Annotated in this window: 21 protein-coding genes; 9 read left to right on the forward strand and 12 right to left on the reverse strand. The window is 54.1% G+C overall.

Annotated features, from left to right (window positions below):
* Positions 1-5 precede the first annotated feature (5 nt).
* Together AC07RN_RS10845 and aspA are read right to left on the reverse strand one after the other, a co-directional pair.
* A complete protein-coding gene (locus tag AC07RN_RS10845) occupies positions 6-1,307 on the reverse strand; it encodes an anaerobic C4-dicarboxylate transporter (protein WP_011915586.1) in 1,302 nt (433 codons plus the stop codon).
* Positions 1,308-1,425: 118 nt separating this feature from the next.
* Positions 1,426-2,862 carry an aspartate ammonia-lyase gene (aspA, locus tag AC07RN_RS10850; RefSeq protein WP_011915587.1) on the reverse strand — a complete coding sequence of 479 codons (1,437 nt, stop codon included), beginning with the start codon at positions 2,860-2,862 and terminating at the stop codon, positions 1,426-1,428.
* Between the two features lie 334 nt (positions 2,863-3,196).
* On the opposite strand from aspA, the gene AC07RN_RS10855 reads away from it, so the two are divergent.
* Positions 3,197-3,670, forward strand: coding sequence for an FxsA family protein (locus AC07RN_RS10855; protein WP_235134573.1), 474 nt, complete (start codon positions 3,197-3,199; stop codon positions 3,668-3,670).
* A gap of 32 nt (positions 3,671-3,702) precedes the next feature.
* On the opposite strand, the gene yjeH is transcribed toward AC07RN_RS10855, so the two are convergent.
* Positions 3,703-4,944, reverse strand: a complete 1,242-nt coding sequence (yjeH, locus tag AC07RN_RS10860; RefSeq protein WP_478336344.1) for an L-methionine/branched-chain amino acid transporter — start codon at positions 4,942-4,944, stop codon at positions 3,703-3,705.
* Positions 4,945-5,122: 178 nt separating this feature from the next.
* Between yjeH and AC07RN_RS10865 the strand changes: the two genes are divergently transcribed.
* The 3 genes from AC07RN_RS10865 to AC07RN_RS10875 all read left to right on the forward strand — a co-directional run bounded on the left by AC07RN_RS10865 (position 5,123) and on the right by AC07RN_RS10875 (position 7,611).
* Positions 5,123-5,416, forward strand: coding sequence for a co-chaperone GroES (locus AC07RN_RS10865; RefSeq protein ID WP_011915590.1), 294 nt, complete (start codon positions 5,123-5,125; stop codon positions 5,414-5,416).
* A 43-nt stretch (positions 5,417-5,459) separates the two neighbouring features.
* The gene (gene groL, locus AC07RN_RS10870) at positions 5,460-7,103 is read left to right on the forward strand and encodes a chaperonin GroEL (protein WP_011915591.1); all 1,644 of its coding nucleotides are present in this window, start codon (positions 5,460-5,462) and stop codon (positions 7,101-7,103) included.
* Between the two features lie 154 nt (positions 7,104-7,257).
* The gene (locus AC07RN_RS10875) at positions 7,258-7,611 is read left to right on the forward strand and encodes a DUF4156 domain-containing protein (RefSeq protein ID WP_011915592.1); all 354 of its coding nucleotides are present in this window, start codon (positions 7,258-7,260) and stop codon (positions 7,609-7,611) included.
* A gap of 119 nt (positions 7,612-7,730) precedes the next feature.
* Here AC07RN_RS10875 and epmB read toward each other — a convergent pair whose 3' ends face one another.
* A complete protein-coding gene (epmB, locus tag AC07RN_RS10880; RefSeq protein ID WP_478336345.1) occupies positions 7,731-8,759 on the reverse strand; it encodes an EF-P beta-lysylation protein EpmB in 1,029 nt (342 codons plus the stop codon).
* Between the two features lie 41 nt (positions 8,760-8,800).
* Here epmB and efp point away from each other — a divergent pair, with 41 nt between their 5' ends.
* The 3 genes from efp (at position 8,801) to ecnB (ending at position 9,811) form a co-directional block, all read left to right on the forward strand.
* Positions 8,801-9,367: an elongation factor P gene (gene efp / locus AC07RN_RS10885; protein WP_011915594.1), complete on the forward strand. Its 567-nt coding sequence runs from the start codon at positions 8,801-8,803 to the stop codon at positions 9,365-9,367.
* A 59-nt stretch (positions 9,368-9,426) separates the two neighbouring features.
* Complete coding sequence (locus AC07RN_RS10890; protein ID WP_449554930.1) at positions 9,427-9,558, forward strand: entericidin A/B family lipoprotein; 132 nt, start codon at positions 9,427-9,429, stop codon at positions 9,556-9,558.
* A gap of 106 nt (positions 9,559-9,664) precedes the next feature.
* Positions 9,665-9,811, forward strand: a complete 147-nt coding sequence (ecnB, locus tag AC07RN_RS10895; RefSeq protein WP_011915596.1) for a lipoprotein toxin entericidin B — start codon at positions 9,665-9,667, stop codon at positions 9,809-9,811.
* 46 nt (positions 9,812-9,857) lie between these two features.
* On the opposite strand, the gene AC07RN_RS10900 is transcribed toward ecnB, so the two are convergent.
* Positions 9,858-10,457: a LuxR C-terminal-related transcriptional regulator gene (locus AC07RN_RS10900; RefSeq protein ID WP_449554871.1), complete on the reverse strand. Its 600-nt coding sequence runs from the start codon at positions 10,455-10,457 to the stop codon at positions 9,858-9,860.
* A gap of 264 nt (positions 10,458-10,721) precedes the next feature.
* On the opposite strand from AC07RN_RS10900, the gene sugE reads away from it, so the two are divergent.
* Positions 10,722-11,039: a quaternary ammonium compound efflux SMR transporter SugE gene (gene sugE, locus AC07RN_RS10905; RefSeq protein WP_011915598.1), complete on the forward strand. Its 318-nt coding sequence runs from the start codon at positions 10,722-10,724 to the stop codon at positions 11,037-11,039.
* Here the strand turns inward: sugE and AC07RN_RS10910 are convergent.
* From AC07RN_RS10910 to frdA, 6 genes are all read right to left on the reverse strand, one after another.
* On the reverse strand, positions 11,036-11,566 hold the full coding sequence (locus AC07RN_RS10910; RefSeq protein ID WP_235134577.1) for a lipocalin family protein: 531 nt from the start codon (positions 11,564-11,566) through the stop codon (positions 11,036-11,038). The two genes, sugE and AC07RN_RS10910, sit on opposite strands and share 4 nt — an antisense overlap.
* A 64-nt stretch (positions 11,567-11,630) precedes the next feature.
* Entirely contained in the window at positions 11,631-12,773 is a 1,143-nt protein-coding gene (gene blaLAQ / locus AC07RN_RS10915) for an LAQ family class C beta-lactamase (protein ID WP_478336346.1), read from the reverse strand.
* 61 nt (positions 12,774-12,834) lie between these two features.
* A complete protein-coding gene (gene frdD / locus AC07RN_RS10920) occupies positions 12,835-13,194 on the reverse strand; it encodes a fumarate reductase subunit FrdD (RefSeq protein WP_011915601.1) in 360 nt (119 codons plus the stop codon).
* Positions 13,195-13,204: 10 nt separating this feature from the next.
* The gene (gene frdC / locus AC07RN_RS10925) at positions 13,205-13,600 is read right to left on the reverse strand and encodes a fumarate reductase subunit FrdC (RefSeq protein WP_011915602.1); all 396 of its coding nucleotides are present in this window, start codon (positions 13,598-13,600) and stop codon (positions 13,205-13,207) included.
* Positions 13,601-13,610: 10 nt separating this feature from the next.
* Positions 13,611-14,345, reverse strand: a complete 735-nt coding sequence (frdB, locus tag AC07RN_RS10930; RefSeq protein WP_011915603.1) for a fumarate reductase iron-sulfur protein — start codon at positions 14,343-14,345, stop codon at positions 13,611-13,613.
* Positions 14,338-16,128: a fumarate reductase (quinol) flavoprotein subunit gene (frdA, locus tag AC07RN_RS10935; RefSeq protein ID WP_478336347.1), complete on the reverse strand. Its 1,791-nt coding sequence runs from the start codon at positions 16,126-16,128 to the stop codon at positions 14,338-14,340. The genes frdB and frdA overlap by 8 nt, the downstream gene beginning before the upstream one ends.
* A 308-nt stretch (positions 16,129-16,436) precedes the next feature.
* Here frdA and epmA point away from each other — a divergent pair, with 308 nt between their 5' ends.
* Positions 16,437-17,414, forward strand: coding sequence for an elongation factor P--(R)-beta-lysine ligase (gene epmA, locus AC07RN_RS10940; protein ID WP_449554869.1), 978 nt, complete (start codon positions 16,437-16,439; stop codon positions 17,412-17,414).
* 43 nt (positions 17,415-17,457) lie between these two features.
* Here epmA and mscM read toward each other — a convergent pair whose 3' ends face one another.
* Positions 17,458-20,769 carry a miniconductance mechanosensitive channel MscM gene (gene mscM, locus AC07RN_RS10945; RefSeq protein ID WP_478336547.1) on the reverse strand — a complete coding sequence of 1,104 codons (3,312 nt, stop codon included), beginning with the start codon at positions 20,767-20,769 and terminating at the stop codon, positions 17,458-17,460.
* Positions 20,770-20,780 lie beyond the last annotated feature (11 nt).

Raw genomic sequence — 20,780 nt, forward strand, 5'->3', positions numbered from 1 at the left:
AGAGGTTACAGAATCACGCCGCCAATGATAAACCCGAGGATTACGCAAAGGGATATTGCTATCACGCCCGGGATCAGGAACGCATGGTTAAACACATATTTACCGATACGGGTGGAGCCGGTGTCGTCCATTTCTACCGCCGCCAGCAGGGTTGGGTAGGTTGGCAGGACGAACAGCGCGGAGACGGCTGCGAAAGAGGCAATCGCCGTCAGCGGCGTTACGCCCAGCATCAACGCCGCAGGCATCAGCGCTTTGGTGGTTGCTGCCTGGGAATACAGCAGGGTTGCTGCAAAGAACAGTACCACGGCCAGCAGCCACGGATAGTTATGCAGCAGATCGCCCGCCACGGTCTGGATATCGGTGATGTGCGCTTTCACGAAAGTATCACCGAGCCACGCCACGCCCAGTACGCACACGCAGGCGCTCATACCGGATTTAAAGGTGCTGGCGTTCAGCACTTCGCTGGTGTCGATTTTACAGGTGATGCTAATCAGCGTGGCGATGGTCAGCATAAAGACCACGATGGCTTCGTTACGCGGCAGAACCGGGTTCTGAATCAGTCCGACGGTGTCACTGATCGCGGTGGCATAGAACATCACCGCAATGATACCGATCAGGAACAGCAGCACGGAGCGTTTCGCATGCGGTTTCAGCTCAAACACCTGGCTGCCGCGCAGTCTCACTTCGCCTTTCGCCAGACGTTCCTGATAGACCGGATCGTCTTTCAACTCAGCGCCGAGGAAATTACACACCACGGCAGTCAGCATGACGGCAATCAGCGTGACCGGAATACAGATCGACAGCAGCGTCAGGTAGCTCACGCCCAGGGGTTCAAGAATCCCGGCGAAGAAGACGACGGCCGCTGAGATTGGCGACGCGGTGATCGCAATCTGTGAGGCGACAACGGCGATGGAGAGCGGACGAGACGGGCGGATACCCTGTTCTTTCGCCACTTCGGTAATGACCGGCAGCGTGGAGAACGCCGTGTGGCCAGTACCGGCCAGAATGGTCATGAACCACGTAACCAGCGGCGCAAGGAAGGTGATGTATTTTGGATGACGACGCAGCATACGTTCTGCCAGACTCACCAGGTAGTCCATACCGCCAGCCACTTGCATGGCAGCAATCGCGGCGATAACCGCCATGATGATTTCGATAACGTCGAACGGGATAGCGCCGGGTTTAATCTGAAAGATGAGGGTAAGAACGAGCACGCCGAGACCACCGGCAAAACCAATGCCGATCCCCCCGAGCCTTGCTCCCAAATAAATCGCCAACAGCACGACGACGAGTTCTGCTCCAAACATAAGGACCTTCCTTGCTTATTAACAAGTTGATATTAAATTGTTGAGTATTTGGTAAAGCCTGAAAAGAAAAAAGGCACGTCACCGGGTGACGTGCCTTTCGGAAATTTAACCGGAACGGTTACTGTTCGCTTTCATCGGTATACCGTTTCGCTTTATATGCCGGATGCATCAGGTTTTGCGGCGAGAAGATATCATCCAGTTCAGCCTCTGTCAGCAATCCACGCTCAAGGACCACTTCGCGCACGCTCTTACCGGTTTCAGCACAAATCTTACCAACGATATCGCCGTTGTGGTGGCCGATGAACGGGTTCAGATAGGTGACGATGCCGATAGAATTGTAGACGAAGCTTTCACACACGGCTTTATTGGCCGTGATGCCGTTGATGCATTTTTCCAGCAGGTTGTAGCAGGCGTTGGTCAGGATGTGGATGGACTCAAACATGGCCTGGCCAATCACGGGCTCCATCACGTTCAGCTGCAGCTGACCGGCTTCGGACGCCATGGTGACGGTGATGTCGTTACCGATGACTTTGAAGCAAACCTGATTCACCACTTCTGGCACTACCGGGTTCACTTTAGCAGGCATGATGGACGAACCGGCCTGCAGCTCTGGCAGGTTGATTTCGTTCAGGCCAGCGCGCGGACCGGAAGAGAGCAGGCGCAAGTCGTTACAAATTTTGGACAGTTTAACCGCCAGACGTTTCAGCGCGCTGTGCACCATGACGTAAGCGCCGCAGTCGGATGTCGCTTCGATCAGGTCTTCGGCGGGTACAACCGCGAGATTAGACACTTCCGCCAGTTTCTCGACGGCCAACTGTTGATAGCCGTCAGGGGTATTGAGGCGAGTCCCGATGGCGGTTGCGCCCAGGTTCACTTCGAGCAGCAGTTCAGAGGTGCGCAGAATGTTGCGGGTCTCTTCGTTCAACAGCACGTTAAACGCGTGGAATTCCTGGCCGAGGGTCATCGGCACCGCATCCTGCAGCTGGGTACGACCCATTTTCAGAATGTCCTGGAACTCAACCGCTTTGCGCTGGAAACCGTCGCCCAGCTGGTTAATCGCGTCAATGAGTTTCACAACGGACGCGTAAACCGCGATACGGAAACCGGTCGGGTAGGCGTCGTTGGTGGACTGGCACTTGTTTACGTGGTCGTTAGGATTGAGGTACTGGTACTCACCTTTCTGGTGACCCATCAGCTCCAGGCCAATGTTTGCCAATACTTCGTTGGTATTCATGTTCACGGAGGTGCCTGCGCCGCCCTGATAGACGTCGACCGGGAACTGGTCCATGCATTTTCCGTTGTTCAACACTTCATCGCAGGCTGCGATAATGGCATTTGCAGCGCTTTTAGGAATGGTTTGCAGCTCTTTGTTTGCCAGGGCTGCGGCTTTCTTCACCATCACCATACCGCGTACAAACTCAGGGATGTCACTGATTTTGTTATTGCTGATGTAGAAGTTCTCAATCGCTCTCAGAGTGTGAATACCGTAGTAGGCATCCGCTGGAACTTCCCTGGTACCCAACAAATCTTCTTCGATACGAATGTTGTTTAACATGTGAACCTTCTTTTAAAGCTGCCGATGGATTGTACTAAACACACAGTAGATATGTGGTTTTGAATATTTGCTGACCGACGATTATTCCCTCAATCAGCCAGATACCCGAGATGATATGCTGATGATAGCGAATTGCCGTAACCTGGATCACTTATTATCGCCCTCGCGACATGATAATTATTAATCTGTGAAATGAATCACCGCTTGAATGTTTCCAAAAAAATATCCGTGCAAACCGATTGAATTTTGGCTAACCGTCACCATTTCAAAGAAACGCGATTCGCAAACACATTCAGACAGGGGCCAGACGGCGTCTGCCACACAGGAGAAGCCAGTGCGCTGGATACCTTTAATTGCCATTTTTCTCTATGTTTACATAGAGATTTCCATTTTTATCCAGGTCGCCCACGTGATGGGTGTCCTGCTGACGCTGATTCTGGTCATATTCACATCCGTGATAGGTATGTCGCTGGTACGTAATCAGGGATTCAAAAATTTCCTGTTGATGCAGCAAAAGATGGCGGCGGGTGAAAGCCCTGCTGAGGAGATGATCAAAAGTGTGTCGCTGATTCTTGCTGGCCTGCTGCTGATCCTCCCAGGATTTTTCACCGATTTCCTGGGCCTGTTGCTGCTGTTACCGCCGGTGCAAAAACTGCTGACGATGCGCCTTTTGCCGCATCTGCGCTTTAACCGGATGCCTGGCGGTGGATTCACTACCGGACCGGGAAATGGGGATACCTTTGAAGGGGAATACCAGCGTAAAGACGATCAGCGTGACCGCCTCGATCACAAAGACGACGACCGCTAAGACAACAACGCCCGGCATTGCCGGGCGTTTTGCTATGTAATGATGCTGCGCTTGGGGAGCAAGAACCACAGTCCCGTCAGCATAATAATCGCATAGAGGCTTTTCCAGCCCACCATGGCCAGCAGGAGCAGGCACAGCGCGCCACCGATTATCGCCAGCCCTCTAAAACGCCCCGTCAGCAATCGACACCCTGCCAGCATACACAGCAGGTAAATCATGATGAAAATACCGTTGGCATAGATGATGAGCGCATCCAGATTGATGTTGAGCCAGTAAATGCCGAGCGTACTCAACACGCAGCAGCCCAGTACCGCGTTTAACGCATTTGTCGGCAACTGACGCTTCGACAGGCGTGACAGACGGCTGTCCGGCTTGTATTGCGCCTGGGACCACATTAGGCGAGCAAAGCTTTGAATGTAGATGTTCAGGCTGGCGAAGCAGGCGAGATAGCCAATCACACAGGCAATCCACAACGCTTTCACTCCAAACAGGTGTACAACGATACCCGGCAGCGATGCGGCCGCAGCGGTGTCAGAACCGTAGGCATTGAAGTGCAGCACCAGCACGGTACACGCCCAGTAAACCGTTCCGGCCAGCAACAAGCCAATCATCAGCGCGCGGGGAAAATCACGCTCAGGCTGTTTAAATTCTGATGCCAGATGCGCAAAAGCTTCCAGCCCGACAAAACACCAGAACATCACTGAAAGCGCGGCGAAGAGCTGCGAATTATCCACGTCCGAGAGGGCCGGGAACGGAATTTCGCCCACGCTAATGTCACCCGCCCACCAGATCGCCGCAATCAACGCCACAATCAGTATGGCGACTAGCGTTTGCAGATTGGCGCTGGAACTGGCCCCGCGTGAGCCCACCCACCAGACGATCGCCAGCGTGCCCAGCTCTGCAAACAGCAGTTGCTCATCGTGCCAGCCGAACAGCGCCTGGCCAAAACCGGTGGCGATATGCAGGGCGGCGGGCAAGCCAACTGGAATCACCGACAGAAAAAGCCAGCCCGTGACGCGCTCGAGGCGAGGACCAAACGCCATGCCGACAAAATGCGCCACACCACCCGCGCTGGGGAAATGGCGGCCAAGGATCGCGAAGACAATGGCTATCGGAAAGACCAGAGCAATCAACACGGGCCACGCCCATAGGCTGTTGTTTCCGGCCACCAGCGCCGCCAGTGCGGGCACCGCAAACACGCCGGTTCCCAGTAAGGAAGTTGAGAGTAAACCCACACCCTGCGCGAGTCCCAACTCCTGTTTTAGTCCACTCATTGACCTCGTCCTGCCACTGCCAAAAGAGAAGCGATGGTAACACTTTCGCAAATTTTTTTTCGACAACCCCTTGAAGGGGCTATTTTCGACCCCCATCTCTCAGGTCACCAGTCGGTAAACCTTTTACGGCCCGGCGTCTTCCATAACTGATAATGACTTTCTCGAAGGAGAGCTATCAATGAGTATTCGTCCGTTACATGATCGTGTGATCGTCAAGCGTAAAGAAGTTGAAACCAAATCTGCGGGCGGCATCGTTCTGACCGGTTCTGCAGCAACCAAATCAACTCGTGGCGAAATCATCGCTGTCGGTAAGGGCCGCATCCTGGAAAACGGTACTGTGCAGCCACTGGACGTTAAAGTGGGCGACATCGTGATTTTCAACGATGGTTACGGCGTGAAATCCGAGAAGATCGACAATGAAGAAGTGTTGATCATGTCCGAGAGCGACATTCTGGCAATTGTTGAAGCGTAATCCGCGAACGACACTGAACATACGAATTTAAGGGAAAGATAAAATGGCAGCTAAAGACGTAAAATTCGGTAACGACGCTCGTGTGAAAATGCTGCGCGGCGTAAACGTACTGGCAGACGCAGTAAAAGTTACCCTCGGCCCGAAAGGTCGTAACGTAGTGCTGGATAAATCCTTCGGCGCTCCAGCCATCACCAAAGATGGTGTTTCCGTCGCACGTGAAATCGAACTGGAAGACAAGTTCGAAAACATGGGCGCACAGATGGTGAAAGAAGTTGCCTCTAAAGCGAACGACGCTGCAGGCGACGGCACCACCACCGCAACAGTACTGGCGCAGGCTATCATCACTGAAGGCCTGAAAGCGGTTGCTGCGGGCATGAACCCGATGGATCTGAAACGTGGTATCGACAAAGCGGTTATCGCCGCTGTTGAAGAGCTGAAAACCCTGTCCGTCCCATGCTCTGACTCCAAAGCTATTGCGCAGGTTGGTACTATCTCCGCTAACTCCGACGAAACCGTAGGTAAATTGATCGCTGAAGCGATGGATAAAGTCGGTAAAGAAGGCGTGATCACCGTTGAAGACGGTACTGGCCTGGAAGACGAACTGGACGTGGTTGAAGGTATGCAGTTCGACCGTGGCTACCTGTCTCCATACTTCATCAACAAGCCAGAAACTGGCGCTGTTGAACTGGAAAGCCCGTTCATCCTGCTGGCTGACAAAAAAATCTCCAACATCCGCGAAATGCTGCCTGTTCTGGAAGCCGTTGCGAAAGCAGGTAAACCACTGCTGATCATCGCTGAAGACGTTGAAGGCGAAGCACTGGCAACGCTGGTGGTTAACACCATGCGCGGTATCGTGAAAGTGGCTGCTGTTAAAGCACCTGGCTTCGGCGACCGTCGTAAAGCGATGCTTCAGGACATCGCAACCTTGACTGGCGGTACCGTTATCTCTGAAGAGATCGGTATGGAGCTGGAAAAAGCGACCCTGGAAGATATGGGCCAGGCGAAACGCGTCATCATCAACAAAGACACCACCACCATCATCGATGGCGTGGGTGAAGAAGCCGCTATTCAGGGCCGTGTTGGTCAGATTCGTAAGCAAATCGAAGAAGCGACCTCTGATTACGACCGCGAAAAACTGCAGGAGCGCGTAGCGAAACTGGCTGGCGGCGTTGCGGTTATCAAAGTCGGTGCAGCGACCGAAGTTGAAATGAAAGAGAAGAAAGCACGCGTTGACGATGCTCTGCACGCGACCCGTGCAGCAGTAGAAGAAGGCGTGGTTGCTGGTGGTGGCGTAGCCCTGATTCGCGTGGCGTCTAAACTGAGCGAACTGCGTGGCCAGAACGAAGATCAAAACGTGGGTATCAAAGTTGCGCTGCGCGCAATGGAAGCACCACTGCGTCAGATCGTTCTGAACTGCGGCGAAGAGCCTTCAGTGGTGGCTAACACCGTGAAAGCGGGCGACGGTAACTACGGTTACAACGCAGCAACCGAAGAATACGGCAACATGATCGACATGGGTATCCTGGACCCGACTAAAGTGACTCGTTCTGCTCTGCAGTACGCGGCATCTGTAGCAGGTCTGATGATCACCACCGAATGCATGATTACCGATGTGCCGAAAGGCGACGGTCCTGACTTAGGTGCAGGCGGCATGGGTGGTATGGGTGGAATGGGCGGCATGATGTAATTGCCCTGCGCCCTGAAGAATACAGGGCGCATAGCTCCCATAAATGAAAAACCCCCGGGCAGAAATGTCTGGGGGTTTTTCTTTTGGTCATCTTTTTAGTATAAGGTTTAGACAGGGACAACTCTTGTCCAGCTTATTGAAAACGAGGAATAACATGCGCGTAACAGTCTGTGCAGGGATCGTAGGGGCAGCATTGCTGCTGGCGGGTTGTAGCTCCAGTAACGAGCTATCCGCAGGTGGTCAGGGCGTTCGCTTTGTGGAAGATAAGCCGGGCAGCGAATGTCAGCTATTAGGCACGGCGACCGGTGAACAAAGTAACTGGATGTCAGGCCAACACGGTGATGAGGGCGGTTCAATGCGTGGTGCGGCGAACGCGCTACGTAATCAGGCTGCCGCGTTGGGGGGTAACGTGATTTATGGCGTCAGCAGCCCAACCCAGGGCGTGCTGTCGAGCTTTGTTCCGACCGCCAGCACAATGAACGGTCAGGTTTATAAGTGCCCGAATTGATCGATGCGCTCTGATGCCCTCACCCTAACCCTCTCCCACGGGAGAGGGGATGGATCGGCGCAAATTCTGACAAATGGGTGTGGGAGCCGTCACCCTCTTTGATCGGGAGAGGGAGGGGATTAATTCTGTCGCAGCTGTAAATCTAACGGCGTTTTACTTGGCTCACCGCCGATTTCTCTCGCCAGTTTTGGCACCATATAGCCGGAAACAAGCGTCAACAACTCCCGCACAATCTGCCGGGCTTCTTCATCGCTCACCATGAAATGCGCCGCGCCCTGAACTCGGTCCAGCACGTGCAGGTAATAGGGCATCACCGACGCGTCAAACAGCGCGTTGCTCAGGTCAGCAAGTGTCTGAGCGTTATCATTCACGCCGCGCAGCAGCACGCTTTGATTCAACAGCGTCACGCCCGCGTTACGCAGACGCGTCATCGCAGAGCGGAACGTCTCATCGATCTCATTTGCATGGTTAATATGATTAACCAACAGAATTTGCAAAGGGGACGCTGCAAAGCGGGAAACCAGGCGGTCAGTAATACGCGCGGGGATGACAATCGGCAAACGGCTGTGAATACGTAAGCGCTTAATATGCGGTATCGCTTCCAACTGCGTAAGCAGCCAGTCAAGCTCGTGATCCTTCGCCATGAGCGGATCGCCGCCGGAAAATATAATCTCATCCAGCTCAGGATGGGCCGCAATATAGTCCAGCGCCACCTGCCAGTTGCGCTTATTACCCGGATTTTCGGCGTACGGGAAGTGGCGGCGGAAGCAATAACGACAATTTACCGCGCAGCCTCCTTTCACCAGCAGCAGTGCGCGGTTACGGTATTTGTGCAGCAAACCGGGCACGACGCTGTTCTGCTCTTCTAACGGATCGGTGCTAAATCCGGGTGCGGTAACAAATTCATCTTTCGATGTAAGCACCTGTTTTAAAAGTGGATCGTTAGGGTTGCCTTTCTCCATGCGCGCGACAAATGCCCGCGGCACGCGCAGCGCAAAAAGACGCTTTGCCTCACGGCCAGCCAGCATATTTTCATCAGAGTCTATATTCAACAGACGCAGCAGTTCATCAGGACTGGTGATGACATCGGCAAGTTGCGATAACCAATCTTCTCTGTACGGGGTATTTAGGGTTACAATATGCGCCATTTTGTGGCTTAGCTACCAGTTAACAATTTTCAGAGGGCCTTATGGCGACTTACTATAGCAACGATTTTCGTGCTGGTCTTAAAATCATGATGGATGGCGAACCGTATGCGGTTGAAGCTAGCGAGTTCGTTAAACCAGGTAAAGGCCAGGCATTTGCGCGCGTTAAGCTGCGTCGCCTGCTGACCGGTACCCGCGTTGAGAAAACGTTCAAATCTACTGACTCTGCAGAAGGCGCGGACGTGGTCGATATGAACCTTACTTACCTGTACAACGACGGTGAGTTTTATCACTTCATGAATAACACGACTTTTGAGCAGCTGTCTGCTGATGAGAAAGCCGTTGGTGAAAACGCGAAATGGTTGCTGGATCAGGCAGAGTGCATCGTAACTCTGTGGAACGGTCAGCCAATCTCCGTGACTCCACCAAACTTCGTAGAACTGGAAATCATCGAAACCGATCCAGGTCTGAAGGGTGACACTGCAGGTACTGGCGGCAAGCCAGCCAAACTGTCTACCGGTGCAGTGGTTAAAGTACCGCTGTTCGTACAGACTGGCGAAGTCATCAAAGTCGATACCCGCTCTGGCGAATACGTATCTCGCGTGAAGTAATTCATGTAAAAGACTTAAGGCGCAGCGCTCGCTGCGCCTGTAATATTCAGGCAGGGATGATGAAACGTACGATTAAAATTCTGCTGATACTGACGCTTTCCAGCACCATCCTGTCTGGCTGCAATACCGCGCGTGGCGTAGGCGAAGACATCAAATCCCTCGGTCATGCCATTTCTCACGCCGCCAGCTAAATCTTCTAATTTTCCTAAAAATCCGTCCTTTTCCGTCGAACCACAAGATCTTGTCTATCCTTAAGTAGCTATACACAAATAACATTGGCTATAAAAGGAAGATATTATGGTTAAGAAAACAATTGCAGCGATCTTTTCTGTTCTGGTGCTTTCTTCGGTGTTGACCGCCTGTAATACCACGCGCGGCGTGGGTCAGGATATTTCGGACGGCGGTAGCGCAATTTCTGGCGCGGCGACTAAAGCGCAGAACTAAGCAGTGTGATATCCGACGGTACGGAATACGAACGATTGCCGTACCGTCAGCTTTGCACTGCCTGAAGGGATAAGAACGGTGAAAAACGCGTATCCATATGCAGTTTCACACGGATATTTCGTTTGTAGGTATACACCGTTTTACTGTTGATACTGAGCTGCCCGGCTATCTTCTGGTTGCTGGCACCTTCCATCCAGAGGGTTAAAACCTTTTCTTCTTGTCGTGTCAGAAGCGGCGGCGTGACTCGCGGAGATGCGCAGTGAGCACGTGTGCTCAACGCTTCGTTAATGACTCTCGCCAGCGATTCCAGCCGGGCACTTTTGCAGAGCGTGGCCCACAGCGGGTATTGCTTAATATACCCTGACATATCGGTCTGCTCGCTGGATTGCAGTAATATAAACGGCAGCCTCTCGCTCGCATTCAACAGCGAAGATAATTGCTGCGTATCATTCATATCCTGCATAAAACTATTTAAGTCAGCGATAACCAGCGTGGGTTTCCAGTGAAGAATATGTTCTCTTGCAAGGAAAAGGTTATTCACACCCGTTATCGTAAAATCACCAGTGAACAAACCAGAATGATTGAGCCATGCTTCAAGCCCTGAACGGGTGAAGTGACAACGGTCAATCAAAAGAATTTTAAACATGTCGTTTTCGCATCAGGCAAAGGGATAGGCTGACTGTCATCAGAAAGCACCCCCTATCTTAAACAAGTCGGATGAGTGATAAAGGAGCGAACTCCGCTGCATACCGCTGCTATTTCCGGCTATTACCTGTCTTTAAGAAATGGATTGAAATATATTCGCTTTGTGCGGAAAATACACGCTCTGCTTATGCCTTGCGGGACGACCTGCAAGCGCTTCGAACATCGGGGACGGCCCCATACTGTTATTTAAGTTAAGGAGCCTGATATGTCCTGGATAATTCTTTTGATTGCTGGTTTGCTTGAAGTCGTTTGGGCGATTGGCCTGAAATACACCCACGGTTTTACCCGTTTGACCCCAAGCATTATTACGGTGACGGCGATGATTGTCAGCATTGCGCTACTCTCGTGGGCGATGCGAACGCTGCCCGTGGGGACCGCTTATGCTGTCTGGACGGGCATTGGCGCGGTCGGCGCGGCGATCACCGGCATTCTGCTGTTGGGAGAGTCCGCGAGCCCGGCGCGTATCGCCAGCCTCGCGTTAATCGTGGCAGGAATTATCGGGTTGAAAATCAGCACGCACTAATGCGGCTGTTCAATCCACATTAATTTCGAGACATCAAACCCTTGCCGGGTCGCGACAGCAAGCATCTGCTGTTTCATCTCTTCTGAAATGGTCGGCGTGCGAGAGAGTATCCACAAATAGTCGCGATCTGGCCCGCATACCAACGCATGGCGATATTCTTTGTCCAGCGCGATGACGTTATAGCCGCCATAGAATGGCCCGAAGAACGAGACTTTCAGGGCCGCTCTGTTCGGATCGCCGGTAAAGTAGGCCTGGCCAACCACCTGCTGCCACATTCCGCGCTCAGGATTATATCCCCGGTTGACCACCTGAATTCCGCCATCATCCATGGAGCTGTAGGTTGCCGTCACGCGCTGTAATCCTCGCTCAAAACGGTGATCAAACCGGGCGATTTCATACCATTTGCCAAGATAACGTTGCGAATCGAAAGGGGTGACGACGGTGACGCCTGGAGGTGGCGTCGGAGAGCTACAGGCAACAACGAGAAATGCGGCTGTCACCGCGGCGATAACAGGCAAAATGCGCATAGCAATTTCCTTGCTGTTTTTTTGTTAAGTGTAGATGACAGCAAGGAAAATGTGGGTAAATCGGTTATTTCAACGTGGCCAGAATGCGGTACGCCGCATCGACACGCGCAGGGTTAGGATAGCTCTTGTTCGCCAGCATCACGATGCCGATGTTCTTTTCAGGAATAAAGGCGACGTAGCTCCCAAATCCGCCGGTTGAACCCGTCTTGTGCACCCACGAGGCTTTAACAGCAGGCGCGGGGGGATTCACCTCGACGGCCATCAACGGTGCCAGCGCGATTTTATTGTCGCTGCCGTCGACGACGGTTTTTGCTTTCACCGGCCAGTTCAACATTTCCCAGCCTAAGCCCTGATACATCTCACCAATACGCCAGTAACGTGACTGAGCCAGTTCGATCCCTTGCTTTAGCATTTCATCTTTAACGCCCGCAGGATTCATATTGGCCTGAACCCAGCTCGCCATATCTTCAATGGTCGTTTTGACGCCATACGCTTCAGCATCAAGCATGCCTTGCGAAACGTGCACCGGTTTGCCGTCACGATAGCCCCAGGCGTAATGCTTCTCTTCTGCTGCCGGGACGTTAATCCAGGTGTGATTCAGTTGAAGCGGCTGAAATACGCGCGTGGTCATCGCCTGTTTAAAATCCATCCCTGATGGCTTGACCGCCAGCATGCCAAACAAACCGATACTGGCATTGGCGTACAGGCGTTTTGCGCCCGGGGACCACTGCGGCTGCCAGTTTTGGTAGAACCGCAGCAGGGCCGCCCGATCGGTCACGTCATCGGGCACCTGCAGCGGCAAACCGCCTGCGGTGTAGGTAGCCAGATTCAGCAGAGTAATACCTTGCCATTGTTTTCCCGTCAGCTCAGGCCAGTATTTGCTTGCGGGATCGTCAAGCTTGATCTCTCCGCGTGCGATGGCTTCGCCACCCAGAACGCCGGTGAAGGTTTTGCTTACAGAGCCCAGTTCAAACACGGTGCGCTGAGTCACTGGCTGATTCGCGGCGATATCCGCTTTACCGTAGACAAAATAGTGCGTCTTTCCCTGATAAATCACGGCGACGGCCATGCCCGGGATCGCCTGTTCTTTCATGAGTGGCGTCACGATACGATTGACGGCATCCGCGATCTGTTTGTCTGTGTGAGGGGCGGCAAGCGTAGAGCATGACGCGCTGAGCAGCAGCACGGCGCAAAGGGATTTTTTCATCTGATTCTCTTCCATAAAAAAAGCCCGCCGGAAAGGGCGGGCCGGATGAAGAACCACAATATCAGATAGTGACGATAGCCACCAAAGTTACCACGGTCAGGATCGTCGCCAGACCGTAAAATACCCATTTGCCGTTGGGTACGTGGATTTTTAAATCATGCATGGCGTGATGAATACGGTGCAGCCCCAGCCACAGCGGCAGGACAATCATCAGGAAGATAAAGACGCGACCAATAAAGCTGCTCGCGAATGCCAGTACACGCTCGTATCCCAGTGCCTCGCCCGGGAACAGCCCCAGCGGCAGCAAAATGGCGACCAGCAGAATAATGACGGGGGCGACGATGGCGCTCCACATTCCGCCTGCGCCAAACAGACCCCAGAATACCGGCTCGTCAGAGCGCTTTGGATTTGGATTAATCACTCAGGCCTCCTTACCAGAACAGTGCGACAAACAGAACGACCGCAGTCACGACTGCAGTCACCGCCCAAAGCCCTTTAATAACCGGCTCAGGTCCCATTTTTTCGCCTTTAACAATGATGTTCGCGGCCTTCGGTGCCAGCTCAAACCAGGTTTTGGTATGCAGCAGCGCGGCCGCCAGCACGATCAGGTTCAGGATCAACACCACCGGATTTTGCAGGAACCCGACAAAATCCGCCCAAGTTTCCGGACCGTGTTTCAGGGCAAACACCCCATACATCAGCTCAAGGCTGAACCAGACCGCCGGAACCGCAGTGCCTTCACGCAGCATATAGAAGCGATAAAACGGCAGTTTTTTCCACCAGGTGGACGGCATTGGCCGCACGTAGGCTTTGCGTTTAGTCGTCATCATGCACTCCTTAGCGTGGTTTCAGGGTAGCGATAAGAAAGTCTTTCGAGCTTTCCACTTTACCCTGCTGAATGGCGGCGGCCGGATCGACATGTTTCGGGCACACTTCGGAGCAGTAGCCCACGAAAGTACAGCTCCACACGCCGTTCTGACTGTTCAACTGCGCCATACGTTCTTTCTTACCGTGGTCGCGGCTGTCTTCGTTGTAGCGATGCGCCAGCGTAATCGCAGCCGGGCCGATAAACTCCGGATTCAGGCCGAATTGTGGGCAGGCCGCGTAGCACAGACCGCAGTTGATACAGCCGGAAAACTGATGGTATTTCGCCATCTGCGCAGGCGTCTGGGTGTTTGGACCCTGATCCGGCGTACGCGGATTACCGATAATGTACGGCTTAATCGCTTCCAGACTCTCGATAAAGTGAGTCATATCGACCACCAGATCGCGCTCGATTGGGAAGTTGCCCAGCGCTTCGACCTTGATGCCTTTCGTGTATTCACGCAGGAAGGTTTTGCACGCCAGCTTCGGCACTTTATTGACCATCATGCCGCAGGAACCGCAGATCGCCATGCGGCAAGACCAGCGGTAGCTCAGGTCCGGAGCCAGGTTATCTTTGATGTACCCGAGGGCATCCAGCAGGGACGTTTGCTCGTCATAAGGCACTTCATAGAATGCGCTGTGCGGTGCGGCGTCCACTTCCGGGTTGTAGCGCACCACTTCAATTTTCAGCGTTTGCATCTCAGCCATTTGCCGTCTCCTTTTTGTCGGCTTCTTCCGCTTCTGCACCGTAAACACGTTTCGCCGGTGGCAGCGTGGTGATCTTTACATCGCTGTAGTCCAGACGAGTGGTACCGTCTGCGTCGCGATAAGCGAGGGTGTGCTTGAGGAAATTGACATCGTCACGCTCGGTGCACCCTTCGTCCAGACGCTGATGCGCGCCGCGCGACTCTTTACGTGCCAGGGCAGAGTGCGCCATACATTCGGCGACGTTCAGGCCGTGGCCCAGCTCAATGGTGTAGAGCAGATCGGTGTTAAACACGCTGGACGTATCGGTAATACGCACGCGCTTGAAGCGCTCCTGCAGTTCCGCCAGCTTATCAACCGTTTTTTGCATCAGCTCCGGCGTACGGTAGATACCGCAACCTTCCTCCATCGACAGACCCATTTCATCGCGGATCTTCGACCAGTTCTCGTTGCCTTCCTGATTGAGAAGCGCTTTCAGGCGCTTCTCAACATCAGCGACCTGTGCGTCCAGTGCAGCACCGTTGGCTTCGCCGACTGTCGCCGCGCGCTCAACGGCTTTTTCGCCGGCCATGCGGCCAAAGACCACCAGCTCTGCCAGCGAGTTAGAGCCGAGGCGGTTCGCGCCGTGCAGTCCGACAGAAGAACATTCGCCGACGGCAAACAGCCCTTTAATGTGGGTTTCGCACTCCTGATTGGTTTCGATACCGCCCATGGTGTAGTGCGCGGTTGGACGGACAGGAATCGGCTCTTTTACCGGATCGACACCGACGTAGGCTTTTGCCAGTTCACAAATGAACGGCAGTCGTTCCAGCAATTTCTTCTCACCAAGATGACGCAGATCGAGATAAACCACATCACCGCGCGGCGTCGAAATGGTGTTGCCTTTGCGCCACTCGTGCCAGAACGCCTGGGATACTTTGTCGCGCGGGCCGAGTTCCATATATTTGTTTCTCGGTTCGCCAAGCGGGGTTTCTGGGCCCATGCCGTAATCCTGCAGATAGCGATAGCCATCTTTATTGACCAGAATTCCGCCTTCACCGCGGCAGCCTTCCGTCATCAGAATGCCGGAACCCGGCAGGCCGGTTGGGTGATACTGCACAAATTCCATATCGCGCAGCGGAACGCCGTGACGTAACGCCATGCCCATTCCGTCGCCGGTGACAATCCCGCCGTTGGTGTTGTAACGGTAAACACGACCCGCACCGCCGGTTGCCATCACCACGGCATTTGCGCGGATCTGCATCAGGGTGCCTTCCATCATGTTCATCGCCACCAGACCGCGCGCCTGACCGTCATCGACCAGAATATCCAAGACGAAGTGTTCATCGAAGCGTTGAATTTGTGGGAACTGGAGGGATGTCTGGAACAGGGTGTGCAGCATGTGGAAGCCGGTTTTGTCGGCGGCAAACCACGTGCGTTCGATTTTCATGCCGCCGAAACGGCGCACGTTGACGCTGCCATCTTCACGGCGGCTCCACGGGCATCCCCACTGTTCCAGTTGCGTCATTTCGGTTGGACAATGATGAACGAAGTAGTCAACGACATCCTGTTCGCACAGCCAGTCGCCACCGGCCACCGTGTCGTGGAAATGGTATTCGAAGCTGTCATGATCCTGCGCGACGGCGGCGGATCCTCCTTCTGCGGCAACCGTGTGGCTGCGCATCGGATAGACTTTTGAAATCAGCGCGATTTTAGCATTCGGATTAGCCTGCGCTGCAGCAATAGCAGCGCGTAATCCCGCACCGCCAGCGCCTATAACGACCAGATCGGCTTGAAAAGTGTGCACGACATTCCTCCAGATTTTTGTTATTCCGCAACGCGAATGCCTTAACGGTGTTCACCTGCCCGAGGGCGATTGCGAAAGAGATTCCACTGCTCCTTTATGGGTAAAACAGTATAACCGTATGGATGTCGGGGAAATTTGACGTGTTCGATTTTTTTGCTGTTCTGTGCGCCGATTTATCATCTCAATTGATGAATTGCGTCACGAAATCACACGGTCGGCTGAATCGAGAGAATTTAGTGTGCAAAATTTGTCACTCCCGACGCTAACGAGTAGACTTCGTGCCCTTGTCTGAAATCGGAGAAATTCTCATGAGCGAAACGGCCACCTGGCAGCCGAGCGCATCCATCCCAAACCTGTTAAAACGCGCGGCAATTATGACGGAAATCCGTCGTTTCTTTGCTGACCGTGGCGTACTGGAGGTGGAAACGCCGTGCATGAGCCAGGCGACGGTAACCGATATTCATCTGGTGCCGTTTGAAACCCGTTTCGTGGGGCCTGGCCACTCGCAGGGGATGAACCTCTACATGATGACCAGCCCGGAATATCACATGAAGCGCCTGCTGGCGGCGGGCTGTGGGCCGGTTTATCAGCTGTGTCGCAGCTTCCGCAATGAAGAGATGGGCCGTCACCACAATCCGGAATTCACCATGCTGGAGTGGTATCGCCCGCATTACGACATGTATCGTCTGATGAACGAAGTGGACGACTTGCTGCAACAGGTGCTGGATTGCGCAGGGGCAGAAACGCTCTCTTATCAGCAGGCCTTCCAGCGTCATCTGGAAATCGATCCGCTGTCGGCGGACAAAATACAGCTGCGTGAAGCGGCGGCAAAGCTGGATCTCAGCAATGTCGCGGACACGGAAGAAGACCGCGATACCTTATTGCAGCTGCTGTTTGCTTTTGGTGTTGAACCCCACATTGGCAAAGATCGCCCGACTTTTGTTTATCACTTCCCGGCAAGCCAGGCGTCGCTGGCGCAGATCAGCACCGAAGATCACCGCGTCGCCGAGCGGTTTGAGGTGTATTACAAAGGTATTGAGCTGGCGAATGGTTTCCACGAACTGACGGATGCCCGCGAGCAGCAGCAGCGCTTTGATCAGGATAACCGCAAGCGCGCCGCACGCGGATTGCCGCAGCAGCCTATTGATACGAATTTACTGGAAGCATTAAAAGCCGGTCTTCCGGATAGCTCCGGCGTGGCATTGGGCGTCGATCGTCTGGTGATGCTGGCGCTCGGGGCTGAGCAACTGGCGGATGTGATTGCTTTTACGGTCGATCGCGCATGACAGTACGTTAACCCTCTCCCAATGAGAGAGGGTTAACGCGGTATTACAAACTCCCCGCCGTGCGCTTACGCGTTGCCGACGACAGTGTTCTACCCGTTTTACGTCCATCGAGTGTTTCCAGACGCATCTGGAACGGTGGGAACGGCATATCAATCCCGTGTTCACGGAAGCCAGCCAGAATCAGCTGATGGATTTCGTGACGCAGCGGCATACGGTGCCCCATCTCAGCGGCGTAGATACGCAGCTCGAAAATCTGAATCCCCTGCTGTAAATCTACCAGGAACACTTCCGGTGCCGGATTATCAATCACCAGCGAACAGCGCTCCGCCGCCGTGTACAGAATCTGCGTCACCTCTTCGCTGTTGGCGTCCGATGGCGCAGGCACGGTGAGCACCACGCGCGTCACGGAATCGGAAAGCGACCAGTTGATAAACTGTTCGGTGATAAACGCTTTGTTCGGCACGATGATCTCTTTGCGATCCCAGTCGCTGATCGTCGTGGCGCGGGTGTTGATCTTGGTAATGCTGCCGGTCAGATCGCGGATCGTCACGGTATCGCCAATACGAATCGGTTTCTCGAACAGAATGATCAGGCCCGAAATAAAGTTGGCGAAGATCTCCTGCAAGCCAAAGCCCAACCCGACACCCAGCGCGGCAACCAGCCATTGCAGCTTAGACCATTCAATACCTATCATCGAAAAGCCCATCAGCGCGCCAAACAGCAGGATCAGATATTTAGTGATGGTGGTGATGGCGTACCCGGTGCCGGGGGTTAAATCCAGATGCTGCAACAGCGCCAGTTCCAGCAAGGCAGGGAAGTTTCGCACCAGTTGGGTGGTGATAATCAGGACCAGAATCGCTATCAGCACCGCACCCAGCGTTATCGGTTCAATGCTTTCGACACCCTGAACGGTCGAGGTGGCATCCCACAGCGAAATGTTCTCCAGGAAGCCGAACGCCGAGTGGATTTCCGACCACAGAACGATGACCGACAACAGCGCGATCAGCATCAGGATGGATCGCACCAGCCGCAAGGACTGGGTACTGATGGCGTCAAGATCCAGCTCGACTTCATCGACATCCATATTGCCTTCTGTACTGCTAGTGCTGTGCGGATCTTCTTCACCACGCGCACGTTGGGCAAGAATTTCAGCTCGGCGATGCTTGGCGCGATCGAACGCCAGTCGGCGGCGCTGAATCAGCATCCAGCGGCGAATGACGTGATACACCACCAGCAGCAGGAACCAGATCGCGACCGACGTTTCCAGACGGGCCAGCAGCGCCTGCGCGGTGGCGAGATACCCCACGGCAGCGGCCAGAATTGCCGCCAGCGGGGCGCTGAGCAGCAGGTTCCACAGCATGCGGTTCACCATGTTGTCGCCGCTGCCAGTTTTATCGACATACAGTGGAATGCCCGCGCGTTTGAGGCTCAGAGTGACCATGGCCAGCGCGCCGCAGATCAGCATAAAGCACAGCCGTCCGAGCGAGCCGGAAAATTCACGGTCGTTAAGATTATCGAACATAATCAGCGCCATAATCAGCGGCACAATCAGTCCGATGCTCAACAGGTAATAGCGCATCGCGCGCGACACACGTTGGCGCGGCCAGGAGAAGTGGGTGATAAACAGGCCATTGGGACGGGCAAAAGTGGCGCAAATCATCACCACCCATAGCAGCGGAACCGTGGCGGTTACGCCATCGCCAATCGCCACGGCGAGCGGATATGGCCATGCTTCTCGCAGGCCATAGCCCAGCGTCATCCACAGAACCGGCAGCGGTGATGCCACCAGAATCGACCAGAAAACGGTGCGCAGCGTGAGCCAGAAGTGGTCCTGCGTCACTTTACCCACGCGGGAGCTGGAACGTTCCAGGAAGCGGGTGAAATGCCTGCGCGAGTAAATACTAAACCCCACCAGGATCAGTGCGCCCATCAGCGGGAAGATGGTCTCTTTGCTGGTGAGAATCATCACGCTCGCTTTGCCCACCTGACCAAACGTATCCAGCGAAATCAAACGACGCAGATCCTGCACGATATCAATGGGCCAGGAGAAGGTCATGGGCCGAACATCGGAGGTCCAGAACAGATAGCGATGCGTCGCCTCGTTGACTTCCTTCAGCGCGTCTTCAAGCTGACTATTGGAGACTTTCAGCTTGGTGAGTTCGAGAATGAGCGTATCACCGCCCTGTAACAGCGAGTTCAGCAGTTCGCGTTGGGTACGCAGTTGCGCTTCCAGAATGCGGTTTTGCTCGCTGGTCAACGGCTTACCATCCGCCTGCTTAAGCTGGCGAATTTGCGGCTGTTTATTGAGCAGATCTTCAAAACGCAGACGCTGAACGCGCAATTGCGCCATTTCGGTGTCGAGCTGCTGCGGCTTTGGCATTTCCGGCAGACGCGAAACCTGCGCACGCAAGGCTTCACCGAGTAAATTCGATGAGCCGAGCCACTGCGATTGCTCACGCAACGTGTTCAGGGCCTGACGCACCTGCAGCGTCTGATTAGTGGCCTGGCGCTGTTGAGACGCCACCAGATCCATACGCTGAGCCTGTTGGTTAAGCGCAGCAGAAAGCTCACGGTTAATTTTGAACTGATCGACGATGCCCGCAGGCAGGTTTTCGCTGTTTTCCGCCAGCAGTTCGGTGCTCTCCAGCGCGCGCTCGGCTTCACGCTGGCGTTGGCTGTTCAACTGATTGCGCAGAGCTTGCAGATAGGCATCAAGTTGCTGGCTCTGCTTTTGCGCCAGTTCTGAACGCATACGCGCCAGTTCCTGACGGTTATTGGCCGACAGTTGGGCGAGCTCAAGCTCATCAACCTGGGCTTTTAGTTTGGCTGATTCCGCCTGCAAACTGAGATTTTGCGGGGTGTTACTCGGCTGCGTCCCGATCCGGCGTTCAATTTCATTGAGCTGGCGACGGGCATCGGTTTGCTGTTGCGGCAGTTGGCTCAGGGAATCCGCGATTTCGCGGGCGCGCTCTTGTTCCTGCTGCGCCTGACGGCTTTTTTCCAGCAACTGGCTGCTGACCTGCAGGATTTCCTGATTCAGGGCGTCGGACGTCATACTCAATGGTGCGTCACGCGGCTCATCGCGCAGATTCGTCAGCTGTGAACGTAACGTTTGCGAGAGTTTAGGGAAGTTATCAATAACTTGTTGATACTGCTGCGCACGCTCAAGAGAGCCTTGACGTTCTTCAAGCGCATTCAGGGCGGCCTGGAGCGACTCAACGGTCTCGGGCTGAGCGGGTTTTGCCGCTTTAGCCTGTTCCAGTTCCTGGGTGATTTGTTTGGCGTCGGGGACTGTTGCTGCATACGCCCCCACACTGAGGCACCAGGCCATCAGAAAAATAATTATCAGGCGCACGTCAGCGATTC

The organism is Lelliottia sp. GFLA7, from assembly GCF_056490165.1.

What these genes read in the sequence shown, in the direction of transcription:
- frdC (WP_011915602.1), bottom strand. Translation starts at nt 13,600, where the DNA reads ATGACGACTAAACGCAAAGCCTACGTGCGGCCAATGCCGTCCACCTGG.
- AC07RN_RS10865 (WP_011915590.1), top strand. Translation starts at nt 5,123, where the DNA reads ATGAGTATTCGTCCGTTACATGATCGTGTGATCGTCAAGCGTAAAGAA.
- AC07RN_RS10875 (WP_011915592.1), top strand. Translation starts at nt 7,258, where the DNA reads ATGCGCGTAACAGTCTGTGCAGGGATCGTAGGGGCAGCATTGCTGCTG.
- AC07RN_RS10890 (WP_449554930.1), top strand. Translation starts at nt 9,427, where the DNA reads ATGAAACGTACGATTAAAATTCTGCTGATACTGACGCTTTCCAGCACC.
- blaLAQ (WP_478336346.1), bottom strand. Translation starts at nt 12,773, where the DNA reads ATGAAAAAATCCCTTTGCGCCGTGCTGCTGCTCAGCGCGTCATGCTCT.
- AC07RN_RS10845 (WP_011915586.1), bottom strand. Translation starts at nt 1,307, where the DNA reads ATGTTTGGAGCAGAACTCGTCGTCGTGCTGTTGGCGATTTATTTGGGA.
- epmA (WP_449554869.1), top strand. Translation starts at nt 16,437, where the DNA reads ATGAGCGAAACGGCCACCTGGCAGCCGAGCGCATCCATCCCAAACCTG.
- AC07RN_RS10900 (WP_449554871.1), bottom strand. Translation starts at nt 10,457, where the DNA reads ATGTTTAAAATTCTTTTGATTGACCGTTGTCACTTCACCCGTTCAGGG.
- efp (WP_011915594.1), top strand. Translation starts at nt 8,801, where the DNA reads ATGGCGACTTACTATAGCAACGATTTTCGTGCTGGTCTTAAAATCATG.
- yjeH (WP_478336344.1), bottom strand. Translation starts at nt 4,944, where the DNA reads ATGAGTGGACTAAAACAGGAGTTGGGACTCGCGCAGGGTGTGGGTTTA.
- AC07RN_RS10910 (WP_235134577.1), bottom strand. Translation starts at nt 11,566, where the DNA reads ATGCGCATTTTGCCTGTTATCGCCGCGGTGACAGCCGCATTTCTCGTT.
- ecnB (WP_011915596.1), top strand. Translation starts at nt 9,665, where the DNA reads ATGGTTAAGAAAACAATTGCAGCGATCTTTTCTGTTCTGGTGCTTTCT.
- frdB (WP_011915603.1), bottom strand. Translation starts at nt 14,345, where the DNA reads ATGGCTGAGATGCAAACGCTGAAAATTGAAGTGGTGCGCTACAACCCG.
- aspA (WP_011915587.1), bottom strand. Translation starts at nt 2,862, where the DNA reads ATGTTAAACAACATTCGTATCGAAGAAGATTTGTTGGGTACCAGGGAA.
- epmB (WP_478336345.1), bottom strand. Translation starts at nt 8,759, where the DNA reads ATGGCGCATATTGTAACCCTAAATACCCCGTACAGAGAAGATTGGTTA.
- sugE (WP_011915598.1), top strand. Translation starts at nt 10,722, where the DNA reads ATGTCCTGGATAATTCTTTTGATTGCTGGTTTGCTTGAAGTCGTTTGG.
- groL (WP_011915591.1), top strand. Translation starts at nt 5,460, where the DNA reads ATGGCAGCTAAAGACGTAAAATTCGGTAACGACGCTCGTGTGAAAATG.